The organism is Streptosporangium sp. NPDC002721 (genome assembly GCF_042888905.1).
GTDB lineage: Bacteria > Actinomycetota > Actinomycetes > Streptosporangiales > Streptosporangiaceae > Streptosporangium.
Genome location: NZ_JBIAQI010000043.1, coordinates 55,840 through 66,884 on the forward strand (window position 1 = coordinate 55,840; position 11,045 = coordinate 66,884).

The following is an 11,045-nucleotide window of genomic DNA, read 5'->3' on the forward strand; positions in this document are numbered from 1 at the left end:
CCGGCCCTTGTGAGAACACCGTCCCGTGTAATAGAAGATTTGTTCCCGGCTCGTACGGAAAAGCGTATCCGAGGCGGTGACGAATCCACTGGCTCTCGGTTACCGTCGAGCCCGGCATCGGATTCCCGAACTTCCCGGTGAGGCGCTGGTGGTCATCGACGACATTCATTCTCCGCGAGGTGCTCCGCTCAAGAGGGTGGTCGTCACCGGTTACGGAGTCATTTCCCCGTTCGGGGTGGGCTGGGAAACCGCGTGGTCGAATCTGATCCAGGGCACGAGCGGTATTCGCGAGCTTTCCGGAATTGACACCTCGGGGCTTCCCGTGGGCATCGGCGGCCAGGTCGTGGACTTCGACCCCGGCGTGTGGCTGCCGGCCTCGCTGGTGCGCCGCACTACGAGACCCGCGCACCTCGCCCTGGTGGCCGCCACGCTCGCGCTGCGGGACGCCAAGATCGACGTCGACGCCGAGCTCGCGCCCAGGCTCGGGGTGACGGTGGGCACGGCCTGCGGCGCGAGCGCCGCCCTCGTCGACGCCGGCGCCGCGTTCGCCGAGCGCGGGTTCATGGCGCTGAGCCCGTACACCTTCACCTCCACGGGCGTCGTCACGGTCGCCTCCGAGGTCGCCCTGCACGTCGGCGCGCAGGGGCCCGCCGCCTGCACGGCGACCGCGTGCGCGACCGGGGCGACCTGCGTCGGCGAGGCCATGCGGCTGATCCAGCTGGGCAAGGCGGACGTCGTGCTCGCCGGCGGCGCCGACGACACCATCACCCCCTTCGACATCGCCGCCGCGGCCAGGGCCAGGGCGCTGTCGCGCCGCAAGGGGGACCCGCGCGCCGCCAGCAGGCCGTTCGACACCGGCCGCGACGGGTTCGTGATGAGCGCGGGCGCCGGGATCCTGGTGCTGGAGAGCGAGGAGCACGCCCTCGCCCGCCAGGCCCGCGTGTACGGCGAGGTGGCGGGGTACGCGGCCACCACGGACGCCTACAACCTGACCAGCCCGCACCCGGAGGGGACGGCCGTCGAGAGGGCGGTGCGCCTCGCCCTGGAGGACGCGGGCGTCACCCCGGCCGAGGTCGGCTACGTCAACGCGCACGGCACCGGGACCCGGATGAACGACACCGCCGAGCTCAAGGTGATCCGCCGGGTGTTCGCCGAGCGGGCCACGTCCGTGCCGGTGAGCTCGACGAAGAGCATGACGGGCCACATGCTGGGCGCGGCCGGCGCCGTCGAGGCGATGGTCGCGATGGAGGCCCTGCGCACCGGCGTCGTCCCGCCCACCGTCAACTGCGACGACCCGGAGGACCCGGAGATGAACTTCGTCGCGCACCGGGCCCAGGAGCACGCGGCCGACGTGGCCGTCAGCAACTCCTTCGGTTTCGGCGGCCACAACGCGGTTCTGGTCCTGCGCCGCTGGCGGGACTGATCACTCTGACCGGCGCGGAAAGTCGGAAAAACCGTCCAGCGTGACCGTGAAGGGATTGCAGAGAATGTCTACGAAGCAACAGGAAATGCTTTCGAGTCTGGCCGAGATCGTGGAGAGGGTGGCGGGCGTACCCGCGGAGGCGGTATTGCCGGAGAAGTCGTTCACCGACGACCTGGCGCTCGATTCACTGGCCGTCGTGGAGATCGCCTTCTCCATGCAGGAACACGTCGGGGTGGAAATTCCGGAGGAGGATCTGGCACGCATAAGAACGGTCCAGGACTTCCTCGACTTCGTCGAGCTCTCCGAGGGGCGGAATTGACCGCCCAGCGAGTTCCGGAACGCGGCGGCGGCGTCGCGCCCGCCGACGCGGTGACCTACGACGAGGTGACCCCCGCGGAGCTGCTCGGCTCCGGCTTCGCGGCGCCGCGGATCAACGAGAGTCCCTGGCTGGTCCGCTGGGACCTGCTCGGCGACGGCCCGGAGGCCGACAGGTTCGTCCTGGACGCCCTGGCGGAGACCGTGGACCTGGAGACCTCCGGCAGCACCGGCCCGAGCCGGTGCTGGCGGCGGACGCGCGAGCAGATGTGGTCGGAGGCGGGGCTGCTGGCCGGCCTGATCGAGCGCGACCGCCCGGACGCCATCCTCTCCTTCGCGCCGCCCAGGCACGTGTACGGCGCGCTCGCGAGCGTGCTCGTACCGGCCAGGCTGCGCCTGCCCGCCTGGTACCGCCCGCAGTACTTCGGCGCCATGCCGCCCGCGGAGTCCCTGCGCTGGGCCGTGGTGGCCGTCCCCTGGACCTTCTCCATCCTGCGCAGGCACGTGGCCTGGGTGCGCGGGACGGAGCACCTGACCGTGCTGCACAGCACGGCGACGCTCCCGGCGATGGCGGAGTCCGTCGTCAGGGAGGCGGGGACGAGGCGGATACGCGTCGTGGAGGTCTTCGGCTCGACGGAGGCGGGCGGCATCGCCTCGCGCACCTGGAGCCCGGACGGGCCACCGTGGGAGCTCTTCGACGACGTCGAGTTCGCCGTCCCCGACGACCGGCCCGACGACCGGCCCGACGACCGGCCCGACGACCGGCCCGGCGATCGGCCCGGCGGTCCGGCCGGTGTCCTGTCCGAGGAGGAGACGCCGCTGGTGGTCCGGAGCCCCCGGCTGGCCTTCCGGCCGGGCGAGGCGCCCGCGGACGTCTGGCGGACCGACGACTACGTGCGGCGGCTCGACGCGCGCAGGTTCCGCTTCGACGGCCGGCGCGACCGGCTCGTGAAGATCAACGGCCGCAGGATCGACCTCGACAGGCTGGAGGAGTCGGTGAGATCGGTGCTCCCCTGCGCCGACCTGGCCTTCCTGCCCGTGGCGGACGCCTTCAGCGGCGAGAACTTCGACCTGCTCGTGGTGCCGGACGGCGGGGCGACCGGGGCGGCGCTGTCCGTCGCGGAGGTGCGCGCGGCGGCGGGGCGGTTCGACGCCCGGCCGCGGCAGGTGCGCCTGGTCGATCGGATCGACCGCTCCGACACGGGCAAGCTCCGGCGACTACAGCGACCTTCCCTTTCCGACGCGGGAGCAGACACGTGACAGCACTGATCGACGGACGTTCCACCGAGAGCCTGGCCTCGATCGTCCGGAGCGCGCACTGGAACGCCCGGGTGGGGCCGTGCGAGCACGAGGACGTCGTCCGCATGCGGGCCAGCGTGGACCTGCTGGCCGAGCGGCTCTCCGGCACCGACTCCGTGTACGGGGTCACCCACGGGTTCGGCCCCCTGGTGGCGTTCTCCGCGGCCGACTCGCCCATGGAGCAGGGCGCGGGCCTGATCGCCCACCTCAGCTCGGCCCAGGGCAGGCCGCTGGACCCCGAGGTGTGCCGCCTGATCGTCTGGCTCCGCCTCAGCAGCATGCGCAAGGGCCACTCGGCCGTGTCGCCGGACTTCTGGCAGACCCTGGCCGACCTGTGGAACGAGGGCTTCACCCCGTCGATCCCGCGCGACGGAACGGTGAGCGCCAGCGGGGACCTGCAACCGCTCGCCCACGCGGCGATGGCCCACGCGGGCACGGGGGAGGCTTGGGTGCGCGACGGCGGAGGATGGTCGGTCGTGCCCGCCGCGCGGGCCCTCGCCGACATCGACGCCAAACCGGTCGAGTGGTCCGCCCGCGAGGCGCTGGCCTTCGTCAACGGGACCAGCGTCAGCCTGGCGGTGTCCATCCTCAACCACCAGTCGGTGCTGAGGCTGGTCAGGGCCGTCGGGGTGCTGACGGCGCGGATCGCCGACATCCTGGGCTCCAACCCGGAGGCCTACCACGCCGGCATCGGCCGGGCCAGGGGCCAGACGGGACAGCTGACCGTGGCCCGGTGGATCCGCGAGGACCTTCCCCCCGGCATGGAGCGCAACCCGCTCCGGCCGCTGCAGGAGCCCTACAGCCTCCGCTGCGCCCCCCAGGTCCTGGGCGCGGTGCTCGACCAGCTGTACGGGGCCGAGGAGATCCTCGTCCGCGAGGCCATGGGCTGCACGGACAACCCGATCTTCTACGAGGGCGAGCTGCTGCACGGCGGCAACTTCCACGCCATGCCGGTCGGCCTGTGCTCCGACCAGATCGGCCTCTGCCTGCAGCAGGTGGCCTTCCTCGCCGAACGGCAGCTCGCGCTGCTGTGCGACCCGGCCTACAACGGCGGGGTGCCGCCGATGCTCACCCCCCGTCCCGGGGCGGGCAGCGGGCTGGCCGGGGTGCAGCTGAGCGCCACCTCCTTCGTCTCCAGGATCAGGCAGCTCGCCTACCCCGCCTCCCTCACCGCGCTGCCGACGAACGGCGGCAACCAGGACCACGTGCCGATGGCGCTCAACGGGGCCAACTCCGTGGCCGAGGCCGTGGAGCTGGCCTGGCTGGTCGTCGGCTCCCTCGCGGTCGGGGTGGCCCAGCGGGGGGCGCTCGCCGGCCGGAACGACACGGCCACCGGCCTGTGGGCGGACCTGGCCAGGGTCTCCCCGCCGCTCCAGGCGGACCGGCCGCTCGCGGCCGAGGTACGCGCCGCGAGCCGCCTGCTGCAGGAGGCCGCGGAGGGACTGCTCTCCCGGGAGGAGTGAGCCTTCCGGGAGGACCGTGACCCCATGAGAGCCACGCCCCCGTGAGGACCGGGTCTCCGCGAGGACCGTGACCCCGTGGGGACCGGGTCTTCGCGAGGACCGTGACCCCGTGAGGAGCGGGTTTCCAAAAGGCCGGGAACTCACTCGAAGGGCCGGGAGTTCACGAGGCCGGGATTCTCCCGGGAAACGGAACGCCGGGGGCGACGCCCCCGGCAGCGGAAAGGCGTTCCTCCCCCGGAGGAACGCTCACGAGAACGTGAAATGTGAAATGCGAAAGGTCTGGTAACGACGGTGGCCAAAGCAACACGCCGTGGATTTCTGGGAGCGATGGCCGTCGCGGGAGGGGCGGCCGCGGGGCTGGCCACCGGTGAATCGGCGGCGAGCGCGACAACAGCCGGCCGCACGCGTTCCGAATGCGCCCCGCCGCCGAACGCGGCGACCATAAGGCCGGACGACCCGAGATACGCGGAACTCATCACCAGGGGTTACAACTCCCGCTTTCTCGCGCAGCCGGAGTCGGTCCGTCTCGTCCATTCCGCCGAGCAGGTCGTGCAGGCGGTCAACGAGGCCGTACGGGCCGGTAAGAAGATCGTCGTGCGCAGCGGCGGCCACTGCTTCGAGAACTTCGTGGACGACCCCGCCACGTCGATCATCGTCGACGTCTCGGAGATGAACGACGTCTACTTCGACACCACCCACAAGGCGTTCGCGATCGAGGCCGGGGCCACGCTCGGCAAGGCCTACCGCTCGCTCTACCTCGGCTGGGGCGTCACGATCCCGGCGGGCGGCTGCCCGAGCGTGGGGGCTGGGGGCCACATCGCCGGCGGCGGGTACGGCCCCCAGTCGCGCAGGCACGGGCTCGTGATCGACCACCTCTACGGCGTGGAGGTCGTCGTCGTCGACCGCTCGGGCCGGGCGAAGATCGTCGTCGCCACCCGTGAGGCCCGCGACCCCAACCGGGACCTGTGGTGGGCGCACGCGGGCGGCGGCGGCGGGAACTTCGGGATCGTCACCCGCTACCTGATGCGCTCCCCGAACGCCCGCGGCAACGACCCCGCGACCCTGCTGCCCAGGCCGCCCGCGCGGCAGCTGGTGGTCTCGGCCAGCTGGGGCTGGGAGAACATGACGGAGGAGGCGCTCTCCCGGCTGGCCGGCAACTACGCCCGCTGGCAGCAGCAGAACCACGCCGACCCCGCCTTCGAGAGCGTCGACAGCTCGCTGACCATGTACCACCGCTCCAGCGGGAGGATCGAGCTGTTCCTGTCGATGGACGGCGACGTGCCCGGCGCGGACGGCATCCTGTGGACCCTGGTGCAGACCGTCGGCGAGGGCGTCGGCGTCGAGCCCACCTTCGACTACTTCAGCACGGAGCCGTGGATGCGGGTCACCCTCTCCTACGACTCCGGGACCGGGGCCTACGCGCTCAGGTTCAAGTCGAAGGCCGGCTACCTGAGGAAGCCCTGGACGCCGGAACAGCTCAAGGTCGTCTACCGGTTCCTGACGGAGGGCGAGGGAAGCGTCGGGGCCTCGGTCTACCTGATGTCGCTCGGCGGGAGGATCAACGCCGTGGACCCCGCGGCCACGGCCAACCCGCACCGGACCGCGCCGCTGATCGGCTTCTTCGACCTCGGCTGGTGGGACCCGGCCGAGGACGAGCGGTGGCTGACCTCGATCCGCGAGGCCTACCGGGAGATGCACGCGGACACCGGCGGCGTGCCCGTCCCCGGTGACGCCTACGACGGCGCGTACATCAACTATCCCGACAACGACCTCGCCGACCCCGCGCTGAACACCTCGGGAGTGCCCTGGCACAAGCTGTACTACAAGGACAACTATCCGAGGTTGCAGCAGGTCAAGGCGAAGTGGGACCCGCGGAACGTGTTCAACCACGCGTTGTCGGTCCGGCTGCCGGGAGCCTCGGACGCCCTGCCGCCGCAGGCCCGTCCCGGGGCCGCACGCAAGACCGGGGCCGAGCCCGGGAAATACCCCCCGAGGGTGTCTCCGAGGCACGCGAACAGCCTGCGCTCGCTCGGCTGAACGCTCGGCTGAGTGACAGCCTGCCCGGCCGGGCTCCCCAGCCCGGCCGGGGACGGTGTCCCCGGTGTCCCCGGTGCCCCCGCCCGTCCGGCGGGGGCACCGCCGTGTCCCTACAGGGGCGTCAGGTAGACGATCCCGAGGTTGCGCCGCCGGATCGCCTCCGCCAGCTCCTCGCGGGTCGGCGGGCGGCCGACGTGGACGACGACGCCCAGCCGCTTGCGCGCCTCCTTGAGCCCGATCCGCCCGATCAGCTCTTCCATCTCGGCGGCCATGGCGTCGGGATCGTCCATCAGCTCGGCGCGCATGGGGGTGCGCACCCCCATGTCCGTCACCTCGACATCGGCGCCACCGCGCAGGTTCGCCTTCCACCGGGCCTCGGTGTAGACGCACATCCTGCCGTCCTCGGTCTGCTTCATGACGGGAATCTCGTATCTTTTACCGGTCTTTCTTCCGGTGAAGTGGAGAAGTATCACGCCGGCCACGGAGCTCGCCTTTCCCTTGCGCACCTGCTTGCGCATGAGAGGGTTGAAGAGACGCATCATGAATTTCATCACGATGGGCGTTTCCTTGATGGTCACCGCATGAGGTGTGTTTTCCGCCATGGTCCATTGTTTCATCTTCGCGGGGATTCAAAGAGGGGTCGCGGCCGATTCGCCGGCCACCGGGCGCGGCGGTCAGGCCGGACGCCTGCTCGTCGCCTCCCCGGCGTTGACCGCGCCCACCGCACCCGCCGCACCCGCCGCGTTCACGGCGTTCACCGCGTCACCGGAGTCCATCGTCTCGTCGAGGCGCCAGCGTGCCCGGCCGCCCGCGAACGTGGCCACGCACCGGCCCGGCCCCTCGTGCAGCAGGGCGGTGTAGGCGTCCCGCTCACCGGCCTCCACCGCGAAGACCGCGAAGTCGGCGCGGCCGCCCCGCTCCAGGGAGCCCAGGCGGCCGGGGCCCTCGGCCATGCCCAGCGCCCGCGCGCCGCCCAGCGTCACCGCCTCGACCAGGAGCCGGTCGTGGCCCGGCGCGTGGGAGAACGCGCGGGCGACCGAGAGCGGGTCGCCGCCCGTACGGGTGCCGACGGCGATCGCGCTCTCGCCGTCGAGAAGACCCTCGGCGGCGAACGGCGAGGAGATCGCGATCACCGTGCCGCGGAGCGCGAGGAGCTTGCGGTCGGCCTCGTCCAGCGGGCCGGAGATCGCGATGTGGCAGCCCGCGCCGAGCACGCCCACCTCGTCGAGGAACCCGACCGGGTGGCGGCCCGGCTCGGCGTGCAGCCGGAGCCCGAACGTCCGTGACAGGACGGCGAGGTCCTCCATGACGAGGGGGTCGGGGGAGTGGGCGGCGATGCCGATGACGCCCGGATGGTCGACCTCGCGGATCGCGGTGATCAGCCGGTCGCGCCCGTCGTCCTCCCAGCGCTCCTCGCTCTCGCAGCGGGTCTCCAAGTAGGTCACGCCGCCCAGCCCGGTCTCGCCGAGGGTGGAGGCGGCGTCGAGGTCCGCGGCGATGCCCCCGACCGCGGTGACGCCGTGGACGGACGGCGCGGCGGACGTCCTGTCGAGCCGGAGGTGCGCGTCGATCAGCCCCGGCACGATCATGCCCGGCCAGCGGGTCGAGGACAGGAGGGGGTGGGCGGCCTCGATCTCGGCGCGCGGTCCGACCCGCACGATCCGGTCACCCCTGACGACGATCGCCCCGTCCCTGACGGGAGGGCCCGTGACGGGCACGACCAGCGGGGCGCAGTGGATGGAGACGGTTCCCCTGGTGCGCGTGCCGATGATCCGCCCGGCACGCGTTGACATAGGCACTCCTGTAAGTTCGTCCCCTTTGGAGAGGTTAAGGGGAGCGACGGTAGATCTCAAATGCATCTCCGGTAAACGTCCACCCACCTTCCTGACAGAAGATTGTTGATCTATCTGAAAACGGTCTATACCGTCTTTTAACGTGATACGACCCCCCAGGTTGCTGAAAGTGCTGCTTGCCGCGATCGTGCTGATCCCCGTCGGCCTCACCGCCGTCCCCGCCTCCGCCGACCCCGCTCCCGAGCCCGAACACCCCTGGCGCCTGGACCACTGGCCACGGACCCAGCCCTGGCAGCAGGACGCCCCCGAGGCCGGGGCCGCGCGCCGGGCCGACCCCGGAGGCCCGGCACCGATCGACCCGCAGAACTGGAAGAACCCGGACCACATGACGTGGGCCGACTACCGCAAGCCCCCCGGTACCAACTGGGCCGACCCCACGGCCAAGGGCTCCAAGCGGACCTTCCGCGGCGCGCTCGTCCTCGCCGACTATCCCAACCAGCCGTTCGTGGTCACCCAGCCCAAGGGCTCGACCGTCTTCAGGAATCCCAGCGCCGAGGCCCACGACATCCCCCGCGACCAGGTCGCCACCTTCTACCGGGACTTCCTCAACACCCCCAACGAGCTCAACCGGGGGCACACCATCCACGAGTACTGGATGGAGGACTCCGGGGGCCGCTACGGCGTGGAGCTGACCTCGTTCGGCCCGTACCGGATGCCGGGCAAGTCGCACGAGTACGCCATGGAGTTCCAGGGCGGCACCGCCTGCCCGGCCGGCGACACCTGCAACCGGAACATCAGGACCGACGCGCGGGCGGCGTGGGTCGGCGCCGTCGGCCAGGAGGTCCCCGCGGGCTTCGACTTCGTCTTCTACCTGAGCGCGGGACAGGACGAGTCGGCCACCTGGCAGGAGTTCGGCCCGATCAAGTTCCCGACCAAGGAGGCGGTGACCGACGAGTTCGGCCCGCCCGATCCGGCCCTGCCCAACTGGGCGAGGACCCGCTACGTGGAGTGGACGTCCTGGGCCTCGGCCTCGTCCATCTGGCCCAACGCCGGGGGCGGCTCCTCCACCCAGGCCGAGAGCTCCGGCCAGGGCGTCTACGCCCACGAGCTCAGCCACATCCTCGGCATCGGCGACAACTACAACAACCCGTTCGGGGTGCCGGCGCGCCGGGCGTACACCGGCATCTGGGAGATGCTCAGCCGGGGCAGCTTCAACGGCCCCGGCGGCCCGCACAGCCGCTGGCTGATCCCGCCCACCTCGGGCGGCTCGATGGGCGCCCAGCACATGCTTCGCAACAAGATCAAGCTGGAGATGGTGGACGAGGCCAACGTGCTGCGCCTGTCCAGGGAGGCGCTGGCCGAGTCGGGGCTCGTCGTGGCCAAGGTGACGGCCCGGGTGGCCCAGCCCGGACCCACCGGCCTGTCGGGGGTGAACATCGCCTTCGGGGACGGCGACCGCAGCCCGGCCTGTGACGTGAGCACCGACCCGTTCTGCGACGGCGGCGGTTACAACAACTACACCGTCGAGGTCGTCGACAGGATGGGCGCCGACTCCTTCACCCCCGACTCCGGCGTGCTGCTGGCCAAGACCAAGAACGAGGACCGGGCGCCGTTCGAGTGGGTCGTCGACGCCAACCCGCAGGACATCGGCATGACCGACTACGTGCTGCCGGACGGCACCGCCGTGCCCATCACGGTCGGCGACTACCGCCAGCTGTCGGACGCGCTGTTCCACGCGGGCACGAACTCGGGCTCGGAGTTCGAGTACGTGGACCGGGCCAACCGGCTCCACTTCTACGTCCTCGACCTCAAGCGCGACCGCAAGGGCGTCCTGTCGTACACGGTGGCGATCCGCTCCCTGGACGGCGCCGGGCCGAACAGGCGCGGGGTGAAGCTGCTCCCGTCCGTCGGCGTCCCGTCGGGCAAGGACCTGACCTCCTGCCGCTTCCCGCTGTTCAACACGGGCAGGGCCGCCCAGGCGCAGGGGCAGCACCCCGAGGACGTGAGCGCCTACCTCAAGGGTGACGTCTACCGGCTGTCGGCGACCGTCGACGGCCGCGGCTGGACGGCCTCGCTGCCCAACGAGCTCGCGACCGCCGACTCCGGCAAGAACACCGTGGTCACCGTGAACGCCCGGCGCGGGGCGGGAGGCGCCCACCTCGCCAAGGTGACCCTGACCGCCACCTCCGAGAGCGACCCGTCCAAGACCGCCAGGGCGACCTGCCTCACGCTGGGGCGGTAGCGCCGTAGGGAGGCAGGAGAGTCAGCGCCCCCGACCGCCCGGCCGGGTGGCGGGGGTGCCGCTCATCACCTCCGAGTCCGAAGGCGTCGATCAGATGGAGACGCTCATCGACGCCCAGCTCGCCGGGTGCTCGGGCATCGACTTCTCCGGAGTGCGCTACCGGTTTCGTCCGTAGTGCTCTGGTCTTCAGGGCGAGGGTGAAGCGGACTGTCTCGCTTAGCGGGGCAGAAACAGTCGGTTCGCCGCCTGGTGGATCGACTGTTCACTCTGATCAGAGCAGCCGGTTCTGTTGTTCGATGTATTGCTTGACCATGCTCAGCGGGGCTTCGCCGACCGACCCGGCGAAGTAGGAGCCGGACCAGAAACGCTCACCCCACAGGGTCACGTCCAGCGAAGTGGTGTATGAGTTGACCTTCGCGTGATCCTGTTTCTGCAGGTTAAGCGGTAAGTGTCTGCGGGATGGGATTGTGCTG

9 protein-coding genes are annotated in these 11,045 nt (G+C 71.1%); 6 read left to right on the forward strand and 3 right to left on the reverse strand.

Annotated elements, in window-relative coordinates:
- Window positions 1–196: 196 nt before the first annotated feature.
- The 5 genes from ACFYWM_RS40715 (at window position 197) to ACFYWM_RS40735 (ending at window position 6,537) form a co-directional block, all read left to right on the forward strand.
- Complete coding sequence (locus ACFYWM_RS40715; protein WP_389925924.1) at window positions 197–1,423, forward strand: beta-ketoacyl-[acyl-carrier-protein] synthase family protein; 1,227 nt, start codon at window positions 197–199, stop codon at window positions 1,421–1,423.
- A gap of 64 nt (window positions 1,424–1,487) precedes the next feature.
- Window positions 1,488–1,742, forward strand: a complete 255-nt coding sequence (locus ACFYWM_RS40720; protein WP_389925927.1) for an acyl carrier protein — start codon at window positions 1,488–1,490, stop codon at window positions 1,740–1,742.
- Window positions 1,739–2,998: a long-chain fatty acid--CoA ligase gene (locus ACFYWM_RS40725; protein WP_389925929.1), complete on the forward strand. Its 1,260-nt coding sequence runs from the start codon at window positions 1,739–1,741 to the stop codon at window positions 2,996–2,998. Before ACFYWM_RS40720 ends, ACFYWM_RS40725 begins: the two co-directional genes overlap by 4 nt.
- Window positions 2,995–4,500: an aromatic amino acid lyase gene (locus tag ACFYWM_RS40730; protein WP_389925932.1), complete on the forward strand. Its 1,506-nt coding sequence runs from the start codon at window positions 2,995–2,997 to the stop codon at window positions 4,498–4,500. The genes ACFYWM_RS40725 and ACFYWM_RS40730 overlap by 4 nt, the downstream gene beginning before the upstream one ends.
- Window positions 4,501–4,827: 327 nt before the next feature.
- Window positions 4,828–6,537, forward strand: coding sequence for an FAD-binding oxidoreductase (locus ACFYWM_RS40735; RefSeq protein WP_389925935.1), 1,710 nt, complete (start codon window positions 4,828–4,830; stop codon window positions 6,535–6,537).
- Window positions 6,538–6,647: 110 nt separating this feature from the next.
- Here the strand turns inward: ACFYWM_RS40735 and ACFYWM_RS40740 are convergent, their stop codons facing one another.
- Complete coding sequence (locus ACFYWM_RS40740; protein WP_389925938.1) at window positions 6,648–7,154, reverse strand: nitroreductase/quinone reductase family protein; 507 nt, start codon at window positions 7,152–7,154, stop codon at window positions 6,648–6,650.
- A gap of 57 nt (window positions 7,155–7,211) precedes the next feature.
- Window positions 7,212–8,330: a hypothetical protein gene (locus tag ACFYWM_RS40745; protein ID WP_389925941.1), complete on the reverse strand. Its 1,119-nt coding sequence runs from the start codon at window positions 8,328–8,330 to the stop codon at window positions 7,212–7,214.
- Window positions 8,331–8,472: 142 nt separating this feature from the next.
- On the opposite strand from ACFYWM_RS40745, the gene ACFYWM_RS40750 reads away from it, so the two are divergent.
- Window positions 8,473–10,572: a M6 family metalloprotease domain-containing protein gene (locus ACFYWM_RS40750; RefSeq protein WP_389925943.1), complete on the forward strand. Its 2,100-nt coding sequence runs from the start codon at window positions 8,473–8,475 to the stop codon at window positions 10,570–10,572.
- Window positions 10,573–10,843: 271 nt separating this feature from the next.
- Here ACFYWM_RS40750 and ACFYWM_RS40755 read toward each other — a convergent pair.
- On the reverse strand, window positions 10,844–11,045 hold a 202-nt coding region (locus ACFYWM_RS40755), incomplete at its 5' end, for a transposase (RefSeq protein WP_389925945.1).

Bases quoted from the DNA above. Each gene is read 5' to 3' on its own strand.
- ACFYWM_RS40745 (WP_389925941.1), bottom strand. From the start codon at position 8,330: ATGTCAACGCGTGCCGGGCGGATCATCGGCACGCGCACCAGGGGAACC.
- ACFYWM_RS40720 (WP_389925927.1), top strand. From the start codon at position 1,488: ATGTCTACGAAGCAACAGGAAATGCTTTCGAGTCTGGCCGAGATCGTG.
- ACFYWM_RS40735 (WP_389925935.1), top strand. From the start codon at position 4,828: ATGGCCGTCGCGGGAGGGGCGGCCGCGGGGCTGGCCACCGGTGAATCG.
- ACFYWM_RS40740 (WP_389925938.1), bottom strand. From the start codon at position 7,154: ATGAAACAATGGACCATGGCGGAAAACACACCTCATGCGGTGACCATC.